Origin of the sequence: Leptospira dzoumogneensis (genome assembly GCF_004770895.1) — a bacterium.
Lineage (GTDB): Bacteria > Spirochaetota > Leptospiria > Leptospirales > Leptospiraceae > Leptospira_B > Leptospira_B dzoumogneensis.
This window is the reverse complement of sequence record NZ_RQHS01000010.1, coordinates 375,556-401,044: the sequence shown is the minus strand read 5'-3', so window position 1 is coordinate 401,044 and position 25,489 is coordinate 375,556. Positions and strand designations below refer to the sequence as shown.

At 41.9% G+C, this 25,489-nt stretch carries 23 protein-coding genes; 18 read left to right on the top strand and 5 right to left on the bottom strand.

Features of this window, described 5'->3' with window-relative positions; translation table 11 throughout:
• Window positions 1-89 precede the first annotated feature (89 nt).
• Window positions 90-509: a type II toxin-antitoxin system VapC family toxin gene (locus EHR06_RS07700; RefSeq protein ID WP_135756454.1), complete on the bottom strand. Its 420-nt coding sequence runs from the start codon at window positions 507-509 to the stop codon at window positions 90-92.
• A complete protein-coding gene (locus EHR06_RS07695; protein WP_244288534.1) occupies window positions 503-754 on the bottom strand; it encodes a type II toxin-antitoxin system Phd/YefM family antitoxin in 252 nt (83 codons plus the stop codon). Before EHR06_RS07695 ends, EHR06_RS07700 begins: the two co-directional genes overlap by 7 nt.
• Window positions 755-1,053: 299 nt before the next feature.
• On the opposite strand from EHR06_RS07695, the gene EHR06_RS07690 reads away from it, so the two are divergent.
• The 13 genes from EHR06_RS07690 to EHR06_RS07630 all read left to right on the top strand — a co-directional run bounded on the left by EHR06_RS07690 (window position 1,054) and on the right by EHR06_RS07630 (window position 16,211).
• Window positions 1,054-3,876, top strand: a complete 2,823-nt coding sequence (locus EHR06_RS07690) for an FtsK/SpoIIIE family DNA translocase (protein WP_135756452.1) — start codon at window positions 1,054-1,056, stop codon at window positions 3,874-3,876.
• A 102-nt stretch (window positions 3,877-3,978) separates the two neighbouring features.
• Window positions 3,979-4,710, top strand: a complete 732-nt coding sequence (locus EHR06_RS07685) for a LolA family protein (RefSeq protein ID WP_135756451.1) — start codon at window positions 3,979-3,981, stop codon at window positions 4,708-4,710.
• 25 nt (window positions 4,711-4,735) lie between these two features.
• Window positions 4,736-5,863, top strand: a complete 1,128-nt coding sequence (locus EHR06_RS07680) for a helix-turn-helix domain-containing protein (RefSeq protein WP_135756450.1) — start codon at window positions 4,736-4,738, stop codon at window positions 5,861-5,863.
• A gap of 8 nt (window positions 5,864-5,871) precedes the next feature.
• Window positions 5,872-7,197 (top strand): 30S ribosomal protein S12 methylthiotransferase RimO, encoded by a 1,326-nt coding sequence (rimO, locus tag EHR06_RS07675; protein WP_135756449.1) that lies wholly within the window; start codon window positions 5,872-5,874, stop codon window positions 7,195-7,197.
• Entirely contained in the window at window positions 7,194-7,928 is a 735-nt protein-coding gene (gene pgsA / locus EHR06_RS07670) for a CDP-diacylglycerol--glycerol-3-phosphate 3-phosphatidyltransferase (protein WP_135756448.1), read from the top strand. Before rimO ends, pgsA begins: the two co-directional genes overlap by 4 nt.
• Window positions 7,918-8,928 carry an anthranilate phosphoribosyltransferase gene (gene trpD, locus EHR06_RS07665; protein WP_135756447.1) on the top strand — a complete coding sequence of 337 codons (1,011 nt, stop codon included), beginning with the start codon at window positions 7,918-7,920 and terminating at the stop codon, window positions 8,926-8,928. The genes pgsA and trpD overlap by 11 nt, the downstream gene beginning before the upstream one ends.
• A gap of 54 nt (window positions 8,929-8,982) precedes the next feature.
• On the top strand, window positions 8,983-9,321 hold the full coding sequence (gene yajC, locus EHR06_RS07660) for a preprotein translocase subunit YajC (protein WP_135756446.1): 339 nt from the start codon (window positions 8,983-8,985) through the stop codon (window positions 9,319-9,321).
• Window positions 9,322-9,361: 40 nt separating this feature from the next.
• The gene (locus tag EHR06_RS07655; protein ID WP_135756445.1) at window positions 9,362-10,072 is read left to right on the top strand and encodes an SRP-less Sec system protein; all 711 of its coding nucleotides are present in this window, start codon (window positions 9,362-9,364) and stop codon (window positions 10,070-10,072) included.
• 10 nt (window positions 10,073-10,082) lie between these two features.
• Window positions 10,083-12,023: a protein translocase subunit SecD gene (secD, locus tag EHR06_RS07650; RefSeq protein ID WP_135756444.1), complete on the top strand. Its 1,941-nt coding sequence runs from the start codon at window positions 10,083-10,085 to the stop codon at window positions 12,021-12,023.
• The gene (gene secF, locus EHR06_RS07645) at window positions 12,016-12,954 is read left to right on the top strand and encodes a protein translocase subunit SecF (protein ID WP_135756443.1); all 939 of its coding nucleotides are present in this window, start codon (window positions 12,016-12,018) and stop codon (window positions 12,952-12,954) included. The genes secD and secF overlap by 8 nt, the downstream gene beginning before the upstream one ends.
• 32 nt (window positions 12,955-12,986) lie before the next feature.
• Window positions 12,987-14,222, top strand: coding sequence for a bifunctional diaminohydroxyphosphoribosylaminopyrimidine deaminase/5-amino-6-(5-phosphoribosylamino)uracil reductase RibD (locus EHR06_RS07640; protein WP_244288533.1), 1,236 nt, complete (start codon window positions 12,987-12,989; stop codon window positions 14,220-14,222).
• Window positions 14,207-14,812, top strand: coding sequence for a riboflavin synthase (locus EHR06_RS07635; RefSeq protein WP_135756441.1), 606 nt, complete (start codon window positions 14,207-14,209; stop codon window positions 14,810-14,812). Before EHR06_RS07640 ends, EHR06_RS07635 begins: the two co-directional genes overlap by 16 nt.
• Window positions 14,813-15,005: 193 nt before the next feature.
• Window positions 15,006-16,211 carry a bifunctional 3,4-dihydroxy-2-butanone-4-phosphate synthase/GTP cyclohydrolase II gene (locus EHR06_RS07630; protein ID WP_135756440.1) on the top strand — a complete coding sequence of 402 codons (1,206 nt, stop codon included), beginning with the start codon at window positions 15,006-15,008 and terminating at the stop codon, window positions 16,209-16,211.
• Here the strand turns inward: EHR06_RS07630 and pdxH are convergent.
• Genes pdxH through EHR06_RS07615 form a run of 3 tightly spaced genes read right to left on the bottom strand, consistent with a single transcriptional unit; the run spans window position 16,208 to window position 18,822 of the window.
• Window positions 16,208-16,849, bottom strand: a complete 642-nt coding sequence (gene pdxH, locus EHR06_RS07625) for a pyridoxamine 5'-phosphate oxidase (RefSeq protein WP_135756439.1) — start codon at window positions 16,847-16,849, stop codon at window positions 16,208-16,210. The genes EHR06_RS07630 and pdxH overlap by 4 nt on opposite strands.
• A 5-nt stretch (window positions 16,850-16,854) precedes the next feature.
• Complete coding sequence (locus EHR06_RS07620) at window positions 16,855-17,700, bottom strand: prepilin peptidase (RefSeq protein WP_135756438.1); 846 nt, start codon at window positions 17,698-17,700, stop codon at window positions 16,855-16,857.
• 9 nt (window positions 17,701-17,709) lie between these two features.
• Complete coding sequence (locus EHR06_RS07615; protein ID WP_135756437.1) at window positions 17,710-18,822, bottom strand: pyridoxal phosphate-dependent aminotransferase; 1,113 nt, start codon at window positions 18,820-18,822, stop codon at window positions 17,710-17,712.
• Between the two features lie 308 nt (window positions 18,823-19,130).
• On the opposite strand from EHR06_RS07615, the gene EHR06_RS07610 reads away from it, so the two are divergent.
• The 5 genes from EHR06_RS07610 (at window position 19,131) to EHR06_RS07590 (ending at window position 25,446) form a co-directional block, all read left to right on the top strand.
• Window positions 19,131-22,160, top strand: coding sequence for an AAA family ATPase (locus tag EHR06_RS07610; RefSeq protein ID WP_135756436.1), 3,030 nt, complete (start codon window positions 19,131-19,133; stop codon window positions 22,158-22,160).
• Window positions 22,161-22,193: 33 nt separating this feature from the next.
• Entirely contained in the window at window positions 22,194-22,676 is a 483-nt protein-coding gene (gene smpB, locus EHR06_RS07605) for an SsrA-binding protein (RefSeq protein ID WP_135756435.1), read from the top strand.
• The gene (gene der, locus EHR06_RS07600) at window positions 22,677-24,053 is read left to right on the top strand and encodes a ribosome biogenesis GTPase Der (RefSeq protein ID WP_135756434.1); all 1,377 of its coding nucleotides are present in this window, start codon (window positions 22,677-22,679) and stop codon (window positions 24,051-24,053) included.
• The gene (plsY, locus tag EHR06_RS07595; protein WP_208757758.1) at window positions 24,050-24,682 is read left to right on the top strand and encodes a glycerol-3-phosphate 1-O-acyltransferase PlsY; all 633 of its coding nucleotides are present in this window, start codon (window positions 24,050-24,052) and stop codon (window positions 24,680-24,682) included. The genes der and plsY overlap by 4 nt, the downstream gene beginning before the upstream one ends.
• Before the next feature lie 77 nt (window positions 24,683-24,759).
• Window positions 24,760-25,446, top strand: coding sequence for a hypothetical protein (locus tag EHR06_RS07590; protein WP_135756433.1), 687 nt, complete (start codon window positions 24,760-24,762; stop codon window positions 25,444-25,446).
• The last annotated feature ends 43 nt before the right edge of the window (window positions 25,447-25,489 follow it).

The window sequence follows — 25,489 nt, the reverse complement described above, 5'->3', positions numbered from 1 at the left end:
GAGATTTTGGGGTTGTACAAAAACTCTGTGCCTTCGCGGCTCTGCGTGTCTAAACTCCTACGCCGCGCCTCACCCCAACTCTGCGTCTCTTATTTAAAAACTTCTATCTTTAATTTTTTAGCTACCCCAGAAACTTTTTCGTCCAGTGTGGCGATCCCTGCTCCTTTGCGGATACAAAGTTCTAAGTAAGAAGCATCATAAGAAGAAAGTTCATAGTTCAGAGCCAGTTCTTGTATATGGCGAAATACTTCGAAAGAAAGATTGATATCGAATTCGATGGGAAGTGATTCGAAGATAGAAACGATCTGTTTTCCTTGGGAATCAGTCAGTCTTTTTCTCCTTTTAGAAACGAGTATTACGTTATTAAACTCGTGCCACCAAAGAGTAGGGACGACCGCGCGGACATTTTTGCCGATCGATTGTAGGAACTGATCTGCTTTAGGAGACTTTTCGTCCGGTAGAAAACTTGCTGCTGCTAAGGAACAATCCAAAACCCAGAGTTTTACCATTTGCGGCCTTCGTTGATAAATTCTTTAATATTTACCTTCGAAGAAATGCTGGCTCTGATTTTTTTTAATGTGCTAAGTCCCTCTTTGGGATCGAATTCGATCTCTTCCGAAAAGGGAACAAGTTTAGCGATCGGTTTTCCTCTGTGTGTGATCACAAATACTTCTCCTGTTTGTACTTTTTTGAGTAATTCCGATAAATGGGTCTTAGCCTGGAAGGCGGAAACCGATTCCATGTTTACGTTCATTGTAAACACTAGTCTATTAACTGGTTGATTTGAATTTTCAACCAAAAAATCGAAAGTAGGCCGGAAAACTCATTCCATTGGGGGAGACATCGAGTTTTGAAGAGAGGCGTAGCGCTTTTCTCACGCAGAGGCGCAAAGTCGCAGAGAGAGAGAAGATTTTTAGGGATACTTTCCTTGAAAAACTCCGCGCCTTCGCGACTCTGCGTGCCTAACTCCGTGTTCTCAGTGGGCCCTGTGCGGACGTTTTCCGATATTTTGTCTCTTTTCGGATTCCGGATTTCTGCCGATTCTTAGAGAGTATGGATAGAAGGGACCAAATAGTCGGACAAAATATAGCGATTTGGGAAAAGGGACGAGCGGCATTGCCGTATCTTATACTTTTTACAGGGATTTTCCTGACCCTTTCTCTGGGTTCTTTCACCATTGCTGAAAATGGAGTGGAGGCGAACCTTTTCGGAAGGCTTGGCCATTATCTTTCCTGGGGATTTTTATACTTATTCGGGAACGCTTCTTTTGTTCCAGGCATCATGCTCATTCTGACCGGTGGGATACTTCTCGCAAAACCTGCTCAGGATGTTACGAACAAACTTCTTACTATTCCATTATTCTTACTCGCGGTTGCTGTGAGCCTGAACGTTTTCGGAAATGTTTCGACGGTTCCATTCGCGTCTAACGGTGGAGTTCTCGGCCAAGCATTAGCCGTGGCTTTGGAATATCTTCTCGGTTCTACAGGAAGACTTCTGATCCATTTCGTGGTCTATTTTTACGGTATACTAGTTTATCTGAACGAATCTCCGGTCCATTTTTTAGGAAGGCTTCTTGCACAAAGCGGCCGGGACTGGAAGGAGCAATGGCTTTCCGGTTATATGAGTGGAAGAACCAAAAAAGAAGAAGATATCCCAAATTACGAACCAGCATTTGCTAAAAACAAATCTGCCGATTGGTCGAAAGGTCTTTCAAGTATGATGAATACCGTATGTTCTTGGAAAGAAACAGACACTGAAGTTTCGGAAGAGAATGTGCCTCCTTGGTTTCGTAGAGAAGTTTCGGGGCCTTCTTCAGAAAAACAAAATCCAGTGAAAACTACTGCTAATTTGGAATCTTATATCCAAAAAGCAAAGGGCAATTCTAAGGTCGCAGATCTAAAAGAATCTAACGTGCAATATAGGAATTCAGGCCTTCTCCAAGGTTTTTTTGAGGATGATAGAAAGATTTTCCAATTCCAAACCGCTTCTTCTCGTCTTGTGGAGAAGGTGTATGGAATTCAGGAAAAAAAAGAAGAAGTTCCGGCAGCTTCTTCTAAAAAAGTTTGGGAGATTTTAGATCTTCGCAGCGAAAGCGAAAGATCTGCAGTTCTTTCTTTTACAAAAGAAGAAGGTCCGCTCGAGACAATAGAACCGGAAGAGATTCCTGCAAACATCCAAAACTTTTCTTCGGAAGAAGATGAGCTGGAAGAATGGACCGAAGAGGAAGATTCTTTAGAAGAACTGGAAGACTCTGAAGAAGAATACGAGGAAGAAGCGGAAGACTCAGACGAGTTAGAAGAAATTGAGGAAGTAGAAGAGCCTAAGGCGGTTGTAACGCCGGAGGTGGTAATTCCGAGTACGTTACCTTCTCCAGTTGTTGGAGTTCCAACATCCACTCCAGAAAAGAAATCAAAACAATCCGAACTTCCTTTTTCACCCGTTTCTATGGTGCCGATATTCCGTTCTAAACGTTCCGTGTATCATATTCCTCTGAACCGTTTGAAGAGTAATCCTACAAAAGTCCAGGATGCACTTTTCAAAGTGGAATCCGAAAAGGTTGCATTCGAGATTGAGAATGCCCTGAAAGTATACGGCTACGAAGCTAAGGTTGTAGGCTGGGAAAGAGGTCCTATCATCACTCGTTATGAACTCACTCCTCCTCCTGGGGTGAAGTTAGGAAGGATCACTTCTTTGACTGACGAGCTTAGAATGTATCTTGCAGTTAAGAATATTCGTATCGTTGCACCTATCCCTGGTAAATCCACGATCGGTATTGAAGTCCCTAACAAACATAGAGAGGATGTTTTCCTTGGGGATATATTACGTTCTTCTTTAGCTCCTAAACCTAAAAAAGATCTGAACATAGTGATCGGTAAGGATATCTCGGGTAAGCTTGTATCCATCGATCTGAATAAACTTCCTCACTTGCTTGTGGCAGGAACTACAGGTTCCGGTAAGTCGGTCTGTTTGAATGCAATGATCGCTTCTCTCGTTCTAAATCTTTCGCCGGAAGAAGTCCGTTTTATCATGATAGATCCTAAGATGGTGGAACTTACTCTATTCGAGGATATTCCTCATCTTCTTATGCCTGTGATCAAGGATGCTCGTAAAGCAACCAAGTCCCTCTCTTGGGTGATCCAGGAAATGGAAGCACGTTATGAGGCTGTTTCCCAATTGAAATGCAGGGACTTCCGTTCTTATAATGAGAAGGTAGAAGAACATTATCACAAAGAAGGTTATAATAAAATGCCTTATCTTGTGGTGTTCATCGACGAGCTTGCCGACCTGATGATGGTTTCCGGAAAAGATCTGGAAGATGCGATCACTCGTATCAGCCAGAAGTCCAGAGCGGTCGGGATCCACCTAGTGATGGCGACCCAAAGACCTTCCGTGGATGTGATCACCGGTCTTATCAAAGCGAACTGTCCTGCAAGGATCGCATTCCATGTGGCCCAAAAAACTGACTCCAAGATCATTCTGGATATGAACGGTGCCGAGTCACTTCTTGGAAAAGGAGATATGTTGTATAAGTCTCCTACTTCCGCGGACCTGGCAAGGATCCAGGCTCCGTTTATTTCTGAGGAAGAAATTGAGAAGATCGTGGAAGAGGCCAAAAAATACGGAGCTCCTACCTACGTAGAATTCGATCTGGAAGAAGAAACCGAATCTGAATCCGCAGAAGAGATGGACGAGGAACTATTCGATAAGGCCTGGGAAATCGTAAGAACGGATAGAAAGGCAAGTGCAAGCTACTTGCAAAGACGTTTGAAAATCGGCTATAACAGGGCGGCTCGGATCATGGAATTAATGGAAGAAAGGGGATACGTTTCTCCGATCCTGGGATCTAAGGGACGGGAAATTTTAAGGTCCGCTTAAAAATTCGACCCGGTCTAGGAATTTCCAGGCCGGGAAAAGAAACCAAGTGACAGTGGGGCGGATACTCGCCATCCTGGAAAAAAATCCCTGCATTACCTGAGAATGAAAGATACCAGAAGCAATCGTTCTATATTTATCGCCCTAGGCATTGTCGTTTTATTCGGCAGCTTCTCCCTGGGCGCTCAGTCTTCCGCGAAACACCATTGGAATTCACCTTCTGAAGTGGTTAAAAAAGTCAGAAAAACTTTTTCGGACCTCAAATCTTATAAGGCTGATTTCGTGATCCAAACGGAATCGAACAAAAAAGTGGTCACTAAAAAAGGTGTCTGCTATTATAAGAAGGGCGGAAAGATCAAATATGAATTCTCTGATCCTTCCGGTGACGAGATCGTTTCCGACGGCAAAACTCTTTGGATCTTCATCAAAAGATTGAACGCAGCCGGAAAGCAGGATCTTACATTAAATAAATCTAATAAATCCGGTCCTATTTTTTCTCCAATGACGGAGGAGGGCCTTTCCAGGATTTTCAGAAAGTATCATTATAAATTCGAGTCCATAGAACAACCTCAGGTCTCTCCTAAGGACAATCGTCAATATTTCGTATTGGCTTTGGAACAAAGAGAAAAGATCGGCGGTTACGAAACTATGACCCTCTACGTGGATGCACAAACTTCCTTTATCAAAAAGGCAGTTGCGAGTGACGGAAGAGGCAAAACCACTACCGTAGAATTTTTCGGATTGGATGCGAACGCGGATATCGAGGACGGAGTATTTAATTTCCGTCCGGACGGTAATTCTAAAATCGTAAATAACCCCTTGGTGTCGGAAGAATAGATCTTCCTAGGAAAGGAGAGCGAAATTGAATCAGAAACGAGTAGGGCAAATCCTTAGAGAGGCTAGGGAAGAAAAAAAGCTCACTGTAAAGGACGTATCTAAGGATACGAATATTTCCGTTAAGTACATTCTCGCATTGGAAACTGAGGATTACGCTCAGTTCCCTGGAGAAACTTTTACCATAGGATTTTTGAAAAACTACGGTAGTTACTTAAAATTAGACACGGGGATGCTGATCAATTTATACAGAGGTGAGAAGATAGAAGAGTCCCAGGCTCCTCTAGAAGAACTCACCAAACCTACTTCCAGTTTTTATTATGATCTAAACTTCGATAAGAACAAGCTGATCACCGCTATCTCAGTTTTAATGGTGGCGATTGCTGCGGTTCTACTGTATACCTTCATTGACGGATCTTCTTCCGGCGACGATGTCGCGGAAGAAAGTGGAAGAAGATTGGAGATCCCGGAAAATATAGATTTTATCAATCGTTCCGTTCCGGAAACAAGACCTGAAAGTTTTATTTTAACTGCGAACCAAGGAGTGAGCTTTAGCGCTTCTAACCAGCAGTGTAAACTTTTCATTTCTTCCGTAGAACAAGGATCCGATACGAATACTGCGGTTCTTGCTTTTAACGTGTATCCTGAATTGACCGTTTACAAATTCAGATTGTCCGAAGGACAGGAAAAAGTTCTTAGCTATTCTATTCCTGAAATTTCTTCCTTACGCAGAAGTATCAGGATCGCAGCTCAAAGTGTGACCGGAAGTTCCGCAAAAGTTTTAGTTTCTTTAAGTGAAGAAGAGAAACAAGGCGCTGCTGTACAGTCTAATCCTCAAGGTGAGGATTCCACCAAAACTTTAGGTGATGTTCCGATCCAAGTCACATTATTTTTCTCTAAACCAAGTTATGCAGAGTTCATGATAGACGGGCAGATGGGATTTAGAGGCCTTGTTCAAGGCGGAGAAAATAAAACCCTAGAAGCGAAAGATCGTCTGGAGATCAAAGTAGGTGACGGTTCCGCAGTGGAGATGATCCAAAACGGAAAACCTAAAGTGGTCTTAGGACGCCCCGGAAAATTAGTGAAGAAAGTTTATATAAAAACACCAAACCCTTACGATAGCACTCAGTTTATCATTAAGGAGTTGGGCGAGTAAGGCTTCGTTTGGATAAAAAGTTCTACATCACCACTCTTGGATGTCCCAAAAATACCGTGGACTCCATGAGCATGCACCACTCCCTTTTGGAAGAAGGTTTTCTTCCGGCTACAAAACCGGAAGAATCCGATTTCCATTTGATCAATACCTGTACTTTTATCCGATCTGCGACAGAGGAAACCATCCAAACTATTTTGGGTGCGGCTCACGCTAAAAAGCAAGAAGGCCAGAAATTAGTCGTCGTAGGATGTTTTGCTGAAAGATATCCTAAAGATATCTCCGCAGAAATCCCGGAAGTGGATCTTGTTTTTGGCACAGGAAAATATTCCCAAGCAGGAAGGATCATCAAAGAAGCTTTCCGTAGGGATATCTCTTCTCCTGCAAAAACCGAATTTAACTCGGATATAGTAGAGAGAATGAAACTTTCTCCCGAGATAGAGAATTATTCCAAACCTTATGCTTATGTAAAGGTTTCAGATGGCTGCAACAGAGGATGTGCATTCTGTATCATTCCTTCTCTTCGAGGAAAATTCGTAGATTCTCCTCTGGAAGAGATCTTAAAAGATACTAAAAGAGCGATCGCAGCAGGTGCAAAAGAGATCTGTCTAGTTTCCCAAGATACAGTGTATTATGGAAAAGACTCGGACAAACTTTTGGATATGATCAAAGCGGTCTCGGATGTCGAAAATCTGGAAATATTAAGATTATTGTATTTATATCCTGATAAGAAGACTGAAAAAATCCTGAGATTGATGGGAGAAACTCCTAAGATCGCTCCTTATCTAGAATCTCCACTTCAACATGTTTCCGAAAGAGTATTAAAAAACATGAATAGAAGCGGGGGGTATTCCCAATTTAAGGATCTATATTCCCTCGCAAGGGAAATGAGACCGGATCTTGAGATCAGAACTTCTTTCATTTTAGGTTTTCCCGGAGAAACAGGAGAGGATGTGGATGAGATCCTACGTTTTGTGGAAGAGACTCGTCCCGAAAAACTGAACTTATTCTCCTATTCTCCTCAAGAAGGAACAAAGGGTGCCGATCTCACCCAAACAGTTTCCGATAAGGAGAAGGCGAAAAGGATCAATCTGATCCGAGATGCCCATTTGAAAATCCTGCAAGAGATCCATGAATCCAGAATAGGAAAAACTTATACTGCGATCGTAGATGGGCTCGAAGGAAACACTGCAATCGTGAGACGTTTGCAGGATGCTCCGGAAATAGACGAAGTGGTTTATGTAGAAGATCCTTCTTTGAAACCTGGAACGATCGGAAAAGTGAAAATCGAATCTTTTTACGAATACGACATGATGGGAACTTGGTTGGAATCTTGAATCCGAATATTAACTTACCCAACGCTCTTACCGTACTGAGAGTTGCTTCTCTTCCTTTTTTTATCTGGTTCTTGTACCAGAAGGAGCAGGCGTATCATATTGCCGCTCTGGTTCTCTTTTCTCTGGCATCTATTACAGATTTTATAGATGGTTATCTGGCCAGAAAATGGAAACAAGAGACCGAGTTCGGAAAATTTTTAGATCCGCTTGCAGATAAGATCATAGTAGTAGGTTGTTTTACCACATTCATATTTCTGCATGAGCAGATAGAACTTTGGATGGTGATACTCATCATCGGAAGAGATATGTTGATCACAACTTTACGTTATCTCGCGATCCGTTTGGGGAAATCCATCCGAACCACCATGCTTGGAAAAGTAAAGACCGCCTTCCAGATGGGGGCTATTATTTTAATTCTGATCTTCTTCATATTAGTCTCTTCGAATAAAAGAATTCTGATCAACGAAGTCTACCAAAGCGGCAAACTTGCTGGGATGACCGTTTTTGGGATCGCTTCCGAAAACGCAGTTGCATTCGTTAAGGTTTGGCAGGAAAACGGTGCCCCCGGCTGGAACGAATTGGTATTCGGATTGGGTGGATTTGTTCCGTACTTCGGTATGCTTTTGACCACTCTTATCACTGTACTTTCCGGAATACGCTATTTGTTTTCAAACAGGGAAGTGATCCGTTACAGCTCTATTCGGAAGGCCTTCGGTAAAAATGGAAATTAGACAAGCTATCATAAAAGTTTTAGAAAAAAAACATCTTACAGTTTCAGAAGCGGAAATTACGATCAATTCCGTAATGAAGGGAGAAGTATCCGAGATCCTGCTTTCTTCTTTTCTGACTGCAATGAGAGCAAAGGGAGAAACCGTAGACGAACTATTGGGTTTCTGTTTAGCGCTTCGCCGTAATGCTCTCAAACCTAAAACAGCTTTTCCTTTTGATATGCTGGACACCTGCGGAACAGGCGGGGACGGAAAAGGTACAGTTAATATCTCCACACTTTCTGCGATCGTACTTTCTTCTCTTGGGATCAAAGTTGCAAAACATGGGAACCGTTCCGTATCTTCTCATACCGGTTCCAGCGATATACTCGGAAGATTAGGTTATAATACCGAGAAGACACAAGAAGAAGTGGAATCTCATTTAGTGGAAAACGGATTTGCATTCTTATTTGCTCCTATGTGGCATCCATCCATGAAGTTTGCGGGGCCTGTCCGTAAAGAATTGGGTTTTAGGACCTTATTTAATATGATTGGACCTCTGAGTAATCCATTCTCTCCTCAATACCAGCTCATCGGAGTGTATGAACCTGAGTTGACTGAAACTTTTATCAGGGTTCTTCAAGGTTTGGGTTTGAGAAGGGCTCTGGTATGTCATTCGCGTGACGGCTTGGATGAATTTTCCATTTTCGAAAAAACGGATTATACTCTCTTAGAAGACGGTGTAATCTCCAGAAAAGACTTCGATCCTAAAGATCTGGGCGTAAAAGATCTAAATCCTGCGGAAGTATTCACCAGCGGCCCGGACCAAGCAGAGTCCTTGGCTAGAAAGATACTGGCAGGGGAGAAGATCGCCGGCACCCACGCGGTCGCCTTAAACGCTGGAGCCGGGCTTTTCACCCTGGGTAAAGCTAGTTCTATCCTAGATGGATATAAAACATCATTAGAACAGTTGGCTTCCGGAAAAACAGGCGCCTTCTTTCAAAATTTAATTACCAAGGGATAATAAAGGAAAATACTGGTCTCAAAAAGGACCAAAAAAGGAAACACAGGTTTCATCATGCTTAGCAATTTTCAAAATTTACTAATATTAGCCCAAGCGGATCCGGCAGGTGCACAAGGCGGCGGATTTAATACTCTATTATTCATCCCGATCCTATTTATTATTCTATATTTTATAGTGATCCGCCCTCAAAGAAACGAGGAAAAGAAAAGAAAAACGATGATCGAGGGTCTACAAAAAGGGGACGTGGTGATCACTTCTTCCGGGATTCATGGCAAGGTGGTAGAATTTAAGGATAATAACGAATCCGTTGTTTTAGCGATCGCTAAGGATACAAACGTTACCTTCAATTCCAGCACGATTTTAAGAAAGAAGGAAAAAGAGAAAGAGGCCTAATTCCCTTTTTCCGATAGTATCAGTATAACCGGTGCGACTCATGAATAAGATCCTATCCCTCCTTCTTTGTATCTCTTTGGCCCTGCCGATTTTCGGACAGGATGGAGAAGAAATCGATTTTTTAGATAAGGTGTCCGAACCTAAGAAGACAACCACTTCTTCCAAAAAGACACCTCTTGCAAAAGCTTCTAGAAAGAAAAAAGTAAAGAAGAATGCAGGCAAAAAGAAGAAGGTCCTAGAATCCAAAGAGACCGAGCAGAAAGAATCCGAGACTAAGAAAAAAGTAGAACCGGAAATCGCACCGGAAGATCCTACTCAGGGAAAAAATTCAGGAGATCCTAACGGACCGAATGAAACCACTGAGAGAAATCTAAACAAAGAAGTTTCGAATCCGGAAGTTTCGGCAGAGATCCAAAAACCGTACTGGCTGAATGAAGAAACGAATTTAAGTCCGAAAAATCTACCGGGTTATGCTGCTGAAGCTTCTTCTTTACCCAAAGAAGATATTTCTATCAGAGAGAAGCTGGGAGAGATCCTAAAACTCGGAGACGATAAGAAAAAAGAAGAAGAGAAAAGAAAAGCTGCGGAACAAAAAGAGCAGGGAGCTATCGCAGGATTTTTCTCAGAACATAAAAAAGGGATCATCATTATCGCAATCATACTTGCTTTTGCTTTATACCAATTCAGAGCCAAAGGCGCACGTGTCACTAGGCGTTCCCCTGTGACCATCAACAAAGTGAGAAGAGACTAGGAGTCCGAATTTGAAATCTGTCCAATGGATTTTTGTTCCAATATTGGTAGTGGCGTCTTCATTGACGCTTCTTTACCCGAACTTCGCCGAAAGGGAATTGGAACTCGCAGTAAGAAAAGAATTTAAAGAATTACCCGAAGAAACCCGCAAAGATGTTCTTTCCAGTTTTGCGGAAAGATGGAAAACCGATTATAACCCTAAAGGTGATTGGCAGATCGAACCTGATCCGAGCGTTTTTCCGGAACAGGATTATTATCTAGTCAAAGGAAGGTTTATCACTTCCGCAAAGATCAACCAGCTTTCCCAAGAAAACCAGGAACTGATCTTAGAACCTAAGAACAAACTTAGACCTACTTGGGTAGAAGAGTATATCTTCGGCGGAAGACCTTTGGCGATCCGTTTAGGATTGGACTTACAAGGTGGAATGAGGGTCGTTCTGAAAGGTGATTTCGACGATTATACTTCTAAATTAAAAGATTCTTATACAAAAGAGATCGAAGAACTTACTCGCAAAAAAGGTGACGCCGCTCTTTCCGAAAAAGAAAGAAAAGAAGCTCAGGACAAACTGAAAGAGATCGAAAGTTATTTCGAATTAACTCCTAGCAGAAAGCTTGCAGAGTTGGAAAAAGCGAAGTTGATCATAGACAACCGTTTGACCAACCAAAACTTGACCGAACCTCAGGTGCGTATCCAGAAGGACCAAGATTCTATCGAGGTTTCTTTACCGGGTGTAAGCAACTCTTCTCAAATCTTAGATATTATCAGAAACACTGAAACCGTGGAATACAGATTGAGAGAACCTTCTGATTCCAATGCAAACTCCAGAGGTACTTACCACGACGCCATCGAGTTGGAAGAAATGAAACTCATGAACGAGGGCAGAAGGGAAGAAACCGAGATCGTAAAATTCCAGAATATAGTGAAACAGAAACTGGGAAAAGACGAGCAGGACAGATTCCTCGCGGCTATGGAGAAGAAGTACAATATCCCTGAAAAATATAAATTGTACGTAAAATGGTCCAGGGCAAATAATCCTAAGGCATCTCTTCTTCCTAGAGAATTCGTAGTTCTGGAAAGAGCTATCTCTCTGGACGGAAAGGATATGAGAAACGCCCGCGAGAGTTATGACCAAAACAGACTTTCCTATTACGTTTCCTTCTCCTTAACTTCTCAAGGTGCCGAGAAATTTTTCGATATCACTTCTAAAAACGTAGGAAGACAACTCGCGATCGTTTGGGGAGACAAAGTTATCTCCGATCCTGTAATTCGTAGTCCTATCGCAGGCGGTAACGCTCAGATCGATGGAGAGTTCGGACAAAAAGAAGCTACGGATCTCGCAAATGTGATCAGTGAGGGTGCGCTTCCGATCCCATTGAACGTTTTGGAAATGAGATTTATCGGTCCTACTTTAGGGATCGAATCCATCGAAGTGGGATTAAAAGCGGTTCTTTTAGGATTCGCATTGGTGATCGTATTCATGCTGGTCATCTATAGATTGTCCGGCTTTGTTGCGGATATCGCACTTCTTGTGAACGTGATCGTGCTTATGGCGCTTCTTTCCTTGATGGGATTCACTTTGACCTTACCCGGTTTTGCGGGGATCATCCTCACAGTGGGTATGGCGGTGGACGCTAACGTTATTATTTACGAAAGAATTAAGGAAGAATTGGCCTCCGGAAAACATGTGTCCGCTGCGGTCGCACAAGGATTCGATAACGCTTTCTGGACGATTATGGACAGTAACGTGACCACTTTGATCTCAGGGATCCTGATGATCAAACTCGGGAACGGACCGATCAAAGGATTTGCGATCACTCTTTGCTGGGGTATCATCACTTCCTTGTTTACCTCCTTGTTCTTGAGCAGAATGATCATGGATATATTGGTAAACAAATTAGGAGTTCGCAAACTCCAGATCGGATTCAAAAAACTGGAGTCCAAAAATGTTTGATTTTATAAAATATAAATATATCTCTATTTGCTTTTCTACTCTCCTGATCGCGGTCGGGTTCGGAGTTACCTTCGGAAAATACGGAGGATTCGCTACTTCTTTGGATTTTGACGGAGGTTTAAGAGCCGTCGTCGAATTCCCTGAGAATGTAGAGCGTAAAAACTTAGAGGAGTATTTCTCCTCTAAAAATTTAGAAGCTGTTTTGGTCCTGATGGATAAGGATAAAAACGATTACCAAATCGATATCGGTTTGGGATCCGTAGATCAGATCAAAGAACTTTATGTGGAAAGAAAAGGTAAAGATAGTGTAGAAGCGAAACAAGCCTCTGCGATCGACGCTTTGATCGGTCTTTTACAAGAAGACTTTAAATTAGAAAAAAAGAAGATCCTATCTGCGAACCAAGTGGGTTCCGTGGTAGGAGCCGAGTTGACTTCCACTGGGATCTCCCTTTTGGGTCTAACTCTTTTCTTTATCATGATATACTTAAGCTTTCGTTTCCAATTCAAGTTTGCATTGGGAGCGATCTTGGCTCTTATTCATGACTTGGTGATCACAATTGCGTTTATCGGATTTTTCCAAATTAAGCCGAGTGTTCCTATTATCGCGGCACTTCTGACATTACTAGGATATTCCATCAACGATACTATCGTGGTATTCGACAGGATCCGTGAAAATGCGGGGAACTTAAGAGATACTTTCTCTCAAGTGATTAATCTTTCGATCAACCAAACACTCTCCAGGACTTTCAATACTTCGGTGGCAACTTTGATCTCAGTGGTTGCGATCATCATCGGTGGAGCAGTTGAGTTGTATGACTTCGCTTATGTTCTTACTTTCGGGATCATTCTTGGGACATTCTCCTCAGTATTCATTGCTGCACCTCTCGTAGACATCTACGATACTCTGAGTAAGAGGTGGAAACGCTCTTGAGTTCTGTCCTCCCGGATCGGATTCGGGAGGAATTGACTCGCTATTCCTTTGTCTCCACCGGATATTCTAGTCCGAATCCTCCGGTGGCCTGCGTTTTAGAAGACGCAAATACAGGCGAGATCCTCGCCTCCGCTTCCACACAAAAAACAGGACAAAACCACGCAGAAAGAGAAGCATATCGTTTGCTTCGAGAGATATTCCCGAATGGAAAACTTCCCGCCCATAATGCTTACGTAACCTTAGAGCCTTGCTCTCATTACGGTAAAACCCCTCCTTGTATCGATCTATTCTTAGAAGAAAAACCTGTTCGATTGGAATACGGTTGGAAGGATCCGAATCCTTTGGTTTCTTCTCATTCCGGTTTAAGTAAGCTGACAGAGATCGGTGTTCAGGTTATCGAGAATCCTGAGTTAGCCGAAATCTCTTCTAAATTTTTGTTCGGTTTTAGATCCAGGATAGAAAGAAGAAGGCCTGCTTTTTTACTCAAAACTTCTCTCAGCAAAGAAGGTTACTTCAGTTCGGGAGAAGGTCACAGAGAGAAAATATCTTCTCCGGAGTCGGATGTATTTCTTTCTATACTCCGAGCAAAAGTGGATGCGATCTTGGTCGGGCCGAATACTGTGCGAGTAGACGATCCAGGTTTGGATTTTAGAATACCTTCTTCTTTACCAATGGCAGGGACGCGGATTTTTGGTGCCGCTGCGGATCCTAACACTCGTGGGAATTCCTACAAAGGATTTTCAGGACTTGTCTCTGGAGTTTTGGAATATTCATCTGATCCAAATATATTTCAGATCCATAAAAAAAAAGAGAAGGATTACCAGCCGCTTAGAGTTTTCTTTTTACCGGATCAAACTTCTATCAGCCAAAACTTTTTAGAAAAACAAAACCAGATCAATGGTAGGACGGAAAAGAAGAATGCAGCATTCTTTTTAGATGAAAAAAGATCTTATGATCTAAACTTTCTAAAAAGTTTAGAAAACCTTTCTAAGTTTCCATTGGAGAAGGTCAACTTCTCGGATGTCTCCAGAGTTTTAGAAGTTTTGTATTCCTGGGAGATCAACACTTCACTTGTGGAAGGCGGAAATTTTTTATACAAACTATTTTCACCCATACTTTCGGAAGAGGATACAATCTTACAAATCAGATCGAATACCGTTTCTTTTCCAAAAGGGATCTTGCCTGAATGGAAGGGAAAATTTTCCATGGAATGGAAGGCAGAACTTGGTTCTGATCTTTGGGAGCTGGGAAGATGTTCACAGGATTGATAGAATGTACCGGAAAAATTGAATCCGTCCAAGACACCGGGGACGGTAAAATTTTTAAAGTAAGCACAGTATGGAAAGATCCGGACCTTAAAAACGGCGACTCTATTTCGGTCAACGGTGCCTGCCATACGGTTACTTCCTTCCAAGACTCCGGAAACAAATTCGAATTTTATTCTTCTTACAAAACTTTGGAGCTTACCAATTTCGGAAGTTTCCAAATAGGAACTAAGATCAATCTGGAAAGATCCGTTCTTCCTCATACCAGAATGGGCGGTCATTTTGTGACCGGTCATGTGGATCTAACAGGTACCATTCTTCTCTCCGAAGAAAAGGATTCCGGAAAAGTGAGAAGGTTCGTAATTTCTCATGATCCTTCTTTTACCAAATATTTTGCGGTCCGTGGTAGCGTGACTGTGGACGGAATTTCTCTTACAATCGTGGATTCTAAACCTGGAGAATTCGAATTGGTTTTGATCCCGGAAACTCTTATTGTCACCAACGCTTCCGAAGCATGGAAGGTAGGAGCCAAGGTAAACTTAGAAGTCGACCTGATCGCTCGCTATCTGGAACAGCTAGGTAAATATAGGTAAAGGTTTCGCACTGAGCACACCGAGTTCACTGATAGTTTGCGATGTTGAAGTTCCAAACCCTTTTCTCCATTCTCTGCGACTTGGCGGCTCTGTGTGAACCAAACCGTTCGAATTACCAACTATCAGTCTCACTTTTCCGAGTTGGCCAGGATTTATCATGGAAAAAAAACAGTCCAAGAAATGAGGTGGAATCATGATCGGCTCCATTGAACAGGCAATCGAAGATATAAAAGCGGGGAAGATGATCATTCTCGTGGATTCCGAAGATCGGGAAAACGAGGGAGATCTGGTTTGTGCCGCCCAATTCACCGACAAAGAAAAGGTGAATTTTATGGCTACCTACGGAAGGGGCCTAATCTGTTTTCCTATGGAGGGAGACAGACTCAGACAGCTCGGTTTGAACAGAATGGTGGACGACCTAAGTTTGGGTGACAAACACGGGACTGCATTCACTGTTTCCGTTGACGCAAAAAACGGAACCACTACCGGGATTTCCGCCCAGGACAGAGCTACTACAATCCAAGTACTTATAGATCCTAAAACTACTCCGGGTGACTTGATGAAACCCGGTCATTTATTTCCTTTGCAAGCGGTTTCGGGAGGAGTGCTCAGAAGAGCGGGCCACACCGAGGCATCTGTGGATCTTTCCAAACTTGCGGGGCTTTATCCTGCGGCTGTGATCTGCGAGATCATGAACGATGATGGAACAATGTCCCGTCTTCCTGATCTGGAAAAATTCGCAGAAAAACACGGACTGAATATTTACACGATCGAAGATCTGATTCGTTACAGAAGGAAAAAAGAAAATCTAATCCATCTGGAAGTAGAGACTAGTCTTCCTACCGAGTATGGAGATTTTTCCGTCAAAGCTTATTCTACGATCATAGACGATAAGGTCCATGTTGCATTAGTAAAAGGTAAAATTGATAAGAACGAACCGGTGATGGTCCGTGTGCATTCCGAGTGTTTTACCGGGGATATTTTCGGAAGCGGACGCTGCGATTGCGGACCTCAACTACATTCTGCACTTTCCATGATCGCTCAAGAAGGGAAGGGTATTCTTCTCTATATGAGACAAGAAGGTAGGGGAATTGGTCTTATCAATAAACTCAAGGCTTATAATATGCAGGACCAAGGTATGGATACTGTAGAAGCCAACGAAAAATTAGGATTTGCTCCCGACCTTCGCGAATACGGAGTGGGCGCTCAGATCCTAAAAGATATTGGAGTCGGTAAGATGAAACTTCTTACCAATAACCCTCGTAAGATCGTCGGTCTGGAAGGTTACGGTCTGGAAGTTACGGATCGAATTCCTATAGAGATCAAACCTACAGGGAATAACCACCATTATCTATTCACTAAAAAAATGAGAATGGGGCATTTATTAGGACTGAACTAAGGTTGTAGTCTGGTTTTTACCCAAGAGCCGCTTTCTTTTCGGAATAAGATCCGATCATGTAAGCGGCTCCTTCTTCCCTGCCAAAATTCTATTTCATAAGCTTCTAATATATATCCTCCCCAGTTTTCAGGGAGAGGTACGGTTTTGCCTTCGTATTTAGATTTCAGTTCTTCATAATGTTTATCTAAAATAGATCTATCGTCTACAGGATCACTTTGAGAAGAAGCGAGTGCGCCTATTTGGCTTGCGAATGGTCTGGAATGAAAATAGTTTTCCGAATTTTCTCTGGAAACCTTGGAGATCTTTCCTCTGATACGGACCTGTCTTTCTAATTCTGCCCAGAAAAATACCAAACAAGCATTCGGATTCGAGTCTAATTCTTTTCCTTTGGCGCTTGTGTAGTTTGTATAAAATTGGAATCCTTCTTTTTCGATCCCTTTTAGAAGAACGATCCTTGCGTCCGGCATTCCGTCTTTTCGAACAGTTGCCAATGTCATTGCGGTAGGTTCTTTTACTTCCGAATGGATGGCTTGGTCGAACCAAGTTTTGAAAAAATCAATAGGAGAATCTCCGATCTCTTTTTCGTCCAGAGAAGCCTGGCTGTATTCGTTTCGAATATCAGAAATATTATTTTGCATATTTCTTATAGAATGAGATCCGCCCAGTTAGGAAGTAAACCTGAATTTGAGAGCATTCTGCCTATAAATGTCAATACAAGCCCGATAGAAAAATAGACTCCCATCGGGATCGGAACTTGTCTTAAACTCTCTCCTTTTTTTCTTTTCAGGACTGTGATAATGATCGCGATCCCATAAGAAGAGTTTAAGAAGAAGATCCACCAAGGGTGCATACTTAAAAATGCAAATGCGGGAGCGAATATCGCATCGGCAAATCCCATACTCGCAGGAAATATAAAATACACTAAAAAGAATACGGCGGAGAAGGAAACATACACGATCAATTCCGCCTTGCCTGGAACGGAATCGAATAATAGATAATTTGCCAATGCTCCAAATAGAACGATAAAAGGCAGATTTTCATAATCTAAGGAAAACTTTTTGAAGTCTGTGCTTGCAGCGACTAATAGATGTCCGCATAAAGCAACGAATGCAAAACTGCCTAATAATTTTCCGGAAAGAAGAAAGCTGACTACGAATAATAATCCGAATATAGCCTCGCATAAAGAATATAACGGATTGATCGGGGTTTTACAATTACTACATTCTTTTTTGGAAATCCAATATCCGAATACAGGAATGATCGAAGTACCTTTGATCCGTGTTCCGCAGGATTCGCAACAAGAAGGTTCTATTAAAATTTTCTTAAGTCTAAAAAGTTTAGAACCGATCTTTCTTTCTTTTCCATAATAGAATCTTAAGATCCTGTAAGCCAGGGTAGAATAAAAACTTCCCATGGAAAAGGAGACTAAAACGCCCCCTATCCATAGGAAGAAGATCAAATATGGGAATTCGGAATAGTACTCCGCCAAAATTTTCTCTTAAGCCAGTTCTTTTAGTGCAGTTATACCTCGTTTCAGATTCTCCCATTCGGAAGCGAAACTGATACGGATATATTCTTTGGAATCCACGAATATATAACCGGGCACTAGGATCAGACCTTTTTCTTTTACGGCTTTTACGATAAAATCGTCGTCCTTCTCCTTTATTTTTAAGAAGAAGTAGAACGCACCCCCGCTTTTTTTCAGCTGGTACTGGTCTTTTAGATTTTCATAAACATAATCCCTTTTTTCCTTATAATCGTCTATATAAGGCTGCATATCTGTTTTAAGAGCTTCTATTCCCATCCATTGAGTGACTGAAGGTGCACAAACCAAAGTGTATTGCTGCAGGGTAGTTAATGTTTTTATAATAGGAGCGGGAGCGACTATGGAAGCAAGTCTCAATCCAGTCATACTATATGTTTTGGAAAACCCGGAAAGAGTGATCGCTTTTTCGTAAAAAGACCCAACTGATAAGAAAGACTTATCATAATCGAACTTCTCGTAGATCTCATCGGAGATCAGATAAGCCCCGGTTTTTTCCGCAAGTTCTGCAAGTGCGGTCAGTTGTTTTTTAGTTAATACAGTTCCTGTAGGATTAGAAGGAGTGGAGAAGATAATGATCTTTAACTTTTTATCCTTGAATACATTCAGATCTTCCGGTTGGAAATCTTCTGAAATTGTATTCATCTTCCCTCCGTAAATTTTGATATAAGCAGGATACATTAAGAAGTGAGGAGTTACTACAAGACACTCATCTCCTTCGTTCAAAAGAGAATTGAAAAGTAATAAAAACGCGGAGCTGATCCCAGAAGTGACTAAAAGTCGATCCGGACTTGCGTAATCGATCTGATTTTCCTGTTTGTATTTTTGGGAAAGAGCTTCTTTCAGTTCGGGAATTCCTGCGGTCAAAGTGTAAGCGGTTTTTCCATCGCGAAGTGCTTTGACTCCGGCTTCTACGATATTCGGAGGACAAGGAAAATGAGGTTGTCCAATGGAAAGATTGATCGGGTCTTTTAATGTCCCGGCTAATTCGAACGCTTTTCGGATGGCTGAGGAATCCAAACCTTGGATTCTTTGCGCTAGTACATAATCAAGGGTACTCTGGCTCATATAAAGACTCTAATGCGAAGGCCGTTTGCCGAACAAACTGAAATTGGGTAAAGAGTAGAAAATTTTCACGCAAAGCCGCAAAGTAAGAAGAGCCGCAAAGACGCAGAGAGGTGTTGATGTTGGAGTTCCTACATTGTTTCAAATTTTTCCTACCTCCGCGACTCGGCGTCTCTGCGTGAGACCTTAACGCTGCGCCTCAGTACGAACCTCCGCTTCTCTGCGTGATCTAGTTGGAGTTCCCAACCAATCGTTCTCAGAAATACCGAAATGAGATTGCCTCGGAATTCCACTTTCCGGATCTTGGGGACATGGATACAATTTCAATCGCCGGCATCAAAGTACCTAAGTCTAAATTAGGAAATAACTCCGGCTCTCTCGGTTCCGATCTGGTGGAAACAGATTCTACTGTAAGGAACTTGCAAAATATCCTGTATCCTCTTCTGGAATCTCGTCCTGTGCTTCTTGTTGGAGATGCAGGGGTAGGTAAAAACGCACTTATCTATTATATTAACTTTAAAAGAAATCATCCGACTGCAAGATTTAGTTTTAACGAAGACACTCTTCCGGAGGATCTGATCGGTTCTTATCGGTTACTCTTGGATGGAAAGGGTTTCGCTTGGGGAGATGGCCCGTTAACTTCCGCAGTCAGAAGCGGCGCAAGTTTTGTGGCGGATGAGATGAACCTTTGTCCACCCCATATCATCAAACGTTTTTCCACAGTATACGAATCCAATTATCTGGAGCTGATCGAGGGTGATGGAACTCGTATTCATGGTGCGGAAGGTTTCAATTTTATAGGGACTCAAAACCCTTCCGAAGGATTCGAGGGACGTAAACCTCTTCCTTTCGATATCACCAGATATTATTCTACAGTATTCATAGATCCTCATACTCCTGACGAGATATTGTTCATTTTAGGAAAATTATATCCGAATATGAACACTGATATTCTTAAATCCTGTATCCGCATTTCCTTGGAGACAGAGACAAAAGTAGTTTCAGGTAATTTAGGAAAAGGTGATTTAGAAAAGTATCACTTCAATATCCGAAATCTCAAAAAACTTTGTAATCGTATTCTTGCTTTGAAAGCGGACCAACCGGAGCTTAGATTCAGAGAGCTTTGGAATTTTTACGTAGAACCATTCCGTAAAGAAGAAGATCGTAATGCACAAATAGAACTTCTACTCAAAGAAACCGGGCTTAAAACCAAACCGAACCTGCCGGAGCCTAAGTTTGAAGTGCATAAAGGATCCTTATTCTGCAACGATAAAGAAATCTATGTAACCAACGAAAATACTGCAAAAGAAATTTTGTCTTCCGTTCCAATGCCTTTAAAACTAAGGGAGTTTGCGGAGAAGGTTTACTCTGCAGTCCAATTTAAAGAAAACGTACTGATAGAATATTCAGAAGAGCAAGATCCTCAGCTTATTCTACCATTATTCACTGAGATCAGCGGAGTTCCATTAGAAGCGGTTCATTTATGTAAAGGAATCCATACTGCTGATATTATTGGAGCATTAAAACCGATTGCCGGTTCCCAAGTAGGCTGGGTAGACGGTCCTCTTACAAAAGGTATCAGAGAAGGTGGAAATATACTGATCACAAATCTGGAAGCAGCAGGCGCGGAACTAGTAGAAAAATTGAATATGCTTACGGATGATGCAAGAGCACTCGTTCTTCCTCCTGAAAGTTCGGAAGATAAGCCTCTTTCTTTAAAAGAGGATTCTAGGATCTTCGCACTTAAATTATTTAGAAAAACAAAGTCTACTCCTACAATTTCCAGAGCATTCCGTAACAGGTTTACTTCCGTTCTATTTCCTGAACTGGAAGATAACGCAACACTTAAAGAAATCCTGAATTTCTATCTACCTGAAGGTGATCTTGTCTCTAAAATGGCGGAGTTCCATACTAAGATTAAGGATCTTGCTAAAAAGAGAACGATCGGTTCTGCAAATTTAATGCCTTATACATTCGGACTTTCTAATCTTCTGCAATGGAAGGATCATATTCTTCGTTATGCAGACGAGTCTCTTGGAAAAGAAGGACTGCGTGAGATTGCTTTCCGGGGCGGAAAGATCGCTTATTCCAATCAGGTTTCAGATCCTGGAGAAAGAAAAGAATTGGAGAGAATTTTAGAATTCTCCTTATCAGGGATCGAGATTGTATCCGACTTCTTCCAAACTTTGGAGGATAAGAAAAAAAAAACTCTGACTCCTTCTACCGAAATCGAAAAGAAACGTTGGTGGGATCCGGAACTACATAAGAGAGAACCTCTTACCGGAAAAGCTGAACTTAAGAACTCAGGAAGGGAATTAAGAGAAGGCCTGGAGATCAACACTCCCGAGACAGGCGGCCAAAGAAAAGAAGGACCCGATGCCTGGTACGGACAAGAGACCCGCGGTAATATGGGGCAAGGCGAACCTGCTGGCGGAGGCGGAGCCTGGGGTTATCGCACGGAAGAATTATACAAAGCATTCTTAGCAAAACGTAGGATACTTTGGGAATACACGATCCAAACAAGCATCAAAGAATTTAAGGAAGTATTCGGACGCAGTTTGGAAGAAGTGGAACTGAATCTCGAAAGACTTTTTGATCCGGAGATAGACATCAACCGGATGTATAGAAGTGAAGGTTCTCGCATCGACACTCGTAAATATATATCCTTTCTCTCCGGAAAAGGAGACTCTAAGGTATTCGATAAGACCACAATCGATAAGGACGAAGAAAAATTAAAAGGTGTAGAAGTCGCCTTCCTGGTTTCTAAGTCCCGTAGGATCTTCAACTTCGAATATTCTGTCGCTACATTATCCGCAATGCTCTCCAGCGCTCATATCTTGGATGAACATGACGTAAACTTCTCCGTAACTGCTTATTCGGATAGAATGAACCGAAAAGACAGGATCGACCTGGTCCAAGTGAAACGAATGGACGAATACTTCGATTCCAAAAAGGAAGAGGAGATGTTCGATTCTCTCCGTTCCGACTGGCAAGGGGATTCGATTGAAGAATACCAGCTCTTAGAACAGATAGAATCCTACTTTTCCCCGGAGGCCCAGACGAAAATACTGGTTATGATTTCGGACTTTAGGGGACAAAGGGGTAAAACGGAGATCGAACACGAGATCCAATCCCGAGACAATAAACGTCTAAAGGCAGAGATCCTAAAACATTCGAATAAAAATTACGTGTTTTTGGGTGTGGGACTAGGACGCAGATATATTGCGGAGCATTTATTTCCGGATTCTATCCAAATCACTTCCGAAAACTTTTATAATATGCCGAATTTGATCGGAGCAGAACTGGGAAGATTGATCCTCACTCACCATTCTTCCCGATAACGGCAAGCGGGTAAATCCCGCGCCCTGGGAACTATGGCAGCGAAGAAGGAAAAAGACAATAGCCCTCAACCTCTGGTAAATAAAAAAGCCAAGTTTAACTTCGAGTTGATCTCATTCATCGAAGCAGGCATCGTTTTGTCCGGATCGGAAGTCAAAAGTCTGCGAGAAAAAAAAGCAAACCTCACCGATGCATTTGCAAAGATAAAAAACGGAGAAGTTTACCTGGATAGTTTTTCCATCACTCCGTATAAGAACGGGGGATATACGAACCATCCTGATATCCGCCCGCGTAAACTTTTACTGAATAGAAAAGAGATAGATAAACTAGATAAACAGATTAAAGAAAAGGGATTGGTGCTTGTCGCTACTAAAGTATATTTTAAAGACAACCGTTGGGCTAAAGTGGAGTTAGCATTAGGAAAACCTAAAAAACTCTATGATAAACGGGAAGATATGAAGAAGAGCGACGCAAAACTGGAAATCGCGAGAGCGATGAAGACCAAGAATTACTCCTAAATGTCCTCTAAAAAAAGAGTTCCGATTATTAGCATCGTAGGACGCCAGAACGTTGGTAAGTCCACATTATTCAACGCACTTCTTAAAAAGAAATTAGCGATCACCGAGGATTATCCTGGTGTGACTCGTGACGTTCTTCGTGCTCGTGTCCTAAACCCGGAAAAGGGCCTGGATTTTATTCTATGCGATACTCCGGGTCTGGATATAGAAAGACCTGAAAGTCTGGAAGAAGCGGTTCTTGAAAATGCTTTCAGACAAGTTGCGGAATCGGATCTTGTAGTTTTTCTTTTAGATCTACATGAAGTCACTTCTTATGATTCCAGACTCATTGACAAGTTCAGAAAAGATCCGGAATTAAATCAGATCCCGGTCTTATACTGTGTAAACAAAGTGGATCATCCGGAAGATGAAGAAGACTTGGATTCTTTTTATAAGATGGGCTTGTCGGAAATCCTGCCGATTTCCGCTATAGGAAGAAGGAATCTTCCTCTTCTTTTGGAAAAAATCGCATTCTTACTTCCGAACGCAAAGAGAAGGACCCAAACTACGGAAGAAGGAGAAACTACTTCCGTTTCTGCCGAGGACTTTAGTCTTGCAATCGTAGGAAAACCGAATGCTGGAAAATCCAGTTTATTAAATGCTCTTTGCGGATATGATAGAGCTGTTGTGAGCGAGGTTGCGGGAACAACTAGGGACTCTGTAGATACAACCGTTACTTTTGACGGGAAAAAGATACGTATCACCGACACTGCAGGTATTCGTAAAAAATCGGATAAGGCAGAAGCCTTAGAATTTTATTCTTACCAAAGAACAAAAAGGACCATCCAAAATTCAGACGTTGTAATTCATCTTTTAGATGCACTTAAAGGTTTTGGAGAATTCGATAAGAAGATAGTAGGAATGCTCCAAGAAGAAGGAAAACCATTCTTACTAGCTGTAAACAAATGGGACGCGATAGAAGACAAGGATAATGATTCCTTTAAGAACTACCAAGAACGTTTGTATTCCAGATTTCCTCTTTTGAAAGAGATACAGATCATTACTTTAAGTGCTAAAGAAAAACAGAGGATCCATAAAATGATGGAGATGACCATCGATCTGGCATCCCGTTCTAAGAAAAAGATCTCCACCTCGGAATTGAATCAATCGCTAAGAGCTTGGATGGCGGAAGCGGGCAGGTCCTTCTCCGCAAACAGACCTCCGAAGATGTTGTATTGTACACAAGTATCCGTTTCTCCGTTCCATCTCATCTTATTCGTAAACCATGTGGATTATTTCAAATCCAATCTATTAACATTCATTAAGAAGAAGTTAACTGATAAGTATAATCTGAAAGGGATCCCGATCCGTTTAGAATTGAGATCCGATAGAAAATGAACGAACTGTACTCATATTTTTTACCTGCATCTTTTCTTTTAGGTTCTATTCCTTTCGGATTTCTGGCTGCTAAATTGAAAGGGATAGATATCAGACAAAAAGGAAGCGGGAATATCGGTGCAACCAATGTGACCCGTATGCTTGGTTGGAGGATTGGACTTCCTGTTTTACTTTTAGATATAACGAAAGGAGCGGTGTTTCCTCTCACGATCAGATTGATCTATGGGGAATCCCAAGAGTATCTTTCTCTTTTTTGCGGAGTGGCCGCTGTCCTTGGTCATATGTTTTCTCCCTTCTTAAAGTTTAAAGGGGGGAAGGGAGTGGCTACAAGTTTCGGAGTATTCGCAGTTCTTGCTCCAGGGCCGATACTGATCACATTGATCGTATTCTTAAGTTTGAAAAAGATCTATGGGTTTGTGTCCATCGGTTCCATTGGGGGAGCAATCACTCTACCTATTTCGTATTATCTACTTTCTTTAATAGAAGGTAAAAGTTTTACCACACCTATCTTTTGGGCCATTATATGTATCAGTTCTACTATCTTGGTTTTGCATAGGACCAATCTGATCCGATTGTTCAAAGGCAAAGAGTTTGCTTCCGACAAAGAGAAGTATAAAGACCAAGAATAAACTTTTTCTAAAATTTCCAAAACTCAGTTTTAGGCTTGAATTTAAAGGCAGGCCGGTCTAAAAATCTATCATCAGTTATGATCCATAAGGAGATAGACGAAAACCGTACAAGAGAAGAGAAGATCGAGAGTCTAAATCGATTCTTGCAGGCTCATCCTTTGGCGGAGATCCAAGACCTGTACAAATGGCTTTATTACGGAGAATTCGGAGAGATCGCTATCCAGGAATTTTATACTGAAAAGAAAAATGCTCCTGCTCTTCATTCCATGTTGGAAGAGTTAAGATTCGACGGTGATAATAATATTTCTCCTGAAAACGTTTGGGAACCTCTCGGTTTTTCCCAAAGATACCTGATGATCTATTTAACACCATATTATAATATGGAATATCCATTGATGAGAGTGGTGAATCTAATCCAAAGATCATCCGCATTCCAAGGTTATCGAATGAGATTCAAACTGGATTGGATCCTACTCAAGGACGAGATCGTTTCCAGAAATATTGGATTTTCCAAACAAGACTTTATCAATTTCGAAGACAGGATCCAATTCCACCAATTGCCCGAGTTGGACTTCTCAGACACATTCAAACAAAATTATCCGGCCGCTAAAAGAATTATCGCAGGCAAATTATTCTTCGAATATTTTCCGGAATTTATAGGCGAGCCAAGAGGTTTCACATTACTAGAAGACGAAGCAGGTTCTTCCATTCCGGAAGAGGAAGAAGAGATGGTCTATCCTCGCTGGGAAGGAGAGGCTCTGTAGGAGTCGCAGAGTTTTTTGGCACACAGAGTTACAAAGCCACGAA

What these genes read in the sequence shown, in the direction of transcription:
- EHR06_RS07700 (WP_135756454.1), bottom strand. Translation starts at nt 509, where the DNA reads ATGGTAAAACTCTGGGTTTTGGATTGTTCCTTAGCAGCAGCAAGTTTT.
- EHR06_RS07695 (WP_244288534.1), bottom strand. Translation starts at nt 754, where the DNA reads ATGAACGTAAACATGGAATCGGTTTCCGCCTTCCAGGCTAAGACCCAT.
- yajC (WP_135756446.1), top strand. Translation starts at nt 8,983, where the DNA reads ATGCTTAGCAATTTTCAAAATTTACTAATATTAGCCCAAGCGGATCCG.
- trpD (WP_135756447.1), top strand. Translation starts at nt 7,918, where the DNA reads ATGGAAATTAGACAAGCTATCATAAAAGTTTTAGAAAAAAAACATCTT.
- secF (WP_135756443.1), top strand. Translation starts at nt 12,016, where the DNA reads ATGTTTGATTTTATAAAATATAAATATATCTCTATTTGCTTTTCTACT.
- EHR06_RS07615 (WP_135756437.1), bottom strand. Translation starts at nt 18,822, where the DNA reads ATGAGCCAGAGTACCCTTGATTATGTACTAGCGCAAAGAATCCAAGGT.
- plsY (WP_208757758.1), top strand. Translation starts at nt 24,050, where the DNA reads ATGAACGAACTGTACTCATATTTTTTACCTGCATCTTTTCTTTTAGGT.
- pdxH (WP_135756439.1), bottom strand. Translation starts at nt 16,849, where the DNA reads ATGCAAAATAATATTTCTGATATTCGAAACGAATACAGCCAGGCTTCT.
- EHR06_RS07630 (WP_135756440.1), top strand. Translation starts at nt 15,006, where the DNA reads ATGATCGGCTCCATTGAACAGGCAATCGAAGATATAAAAGCGGGGAAG.
- EHR06_RS07635 (WP_135756441.1), top strand. Translation starts at nt 14,207, where the DNA reads ATGTTCACAGGATTGATAGAATGTACCGGAAAAATTGAATCCGTCCAA.
- EHR06_RS07685 (WP_135756451.1), top strand. Translation starts at nt 3,979, where the DNA reads ATGAAAGATACCAGAAGCAATCGTTCTATATTTATCGCCCTAGGCATT.
- EHR06_RS07655 (WP_135756445.1), top strand. Translation starts at nt 9,362, where the DNA reads ATGAATAAGATCCTATCCCTCCTTCTTTGTATCTCTTTGGCCCTGCCG.
- EHR06_RS07690 (WP_135756452.1), top strand. Translation starts at nt 1,054, where the DNA reads ATGGATAGAAGGGACCAAATAGTCGGACAAAATATAGCGATTTGGGAA.
- EHR06_RS07610 (WP_135756436.1), top strand. Translation starts at nt 19,131, where the DNA reads ATGGATACAATTTCAATCGCCGGCATCAAAGTACCTAAGTCTAAATTA.
- EHR06_RS07590 (WP_135756433.1), top strand. Translation starts at nt 24,760, where the DNA reads ATGATCCATAAGGAGATAGACGAAAACCGTACAAGAGAAGAGAAGATC.
- der (WP_135756434.1), top strand. Translation starts at nt 22,677, where the DNA reads ATGTCCTCTAAAAAAAGAGTTCCGATTATTAGCATCGTAGGACGCCAG.
- smpB (WP_135756435.1), top strand. Translation starts at nt 22,194, where the DNA reads ATGGCAGCGAAGAAGGAAAAAGACAATAGCCCTCAACCTCTGGTAAAT.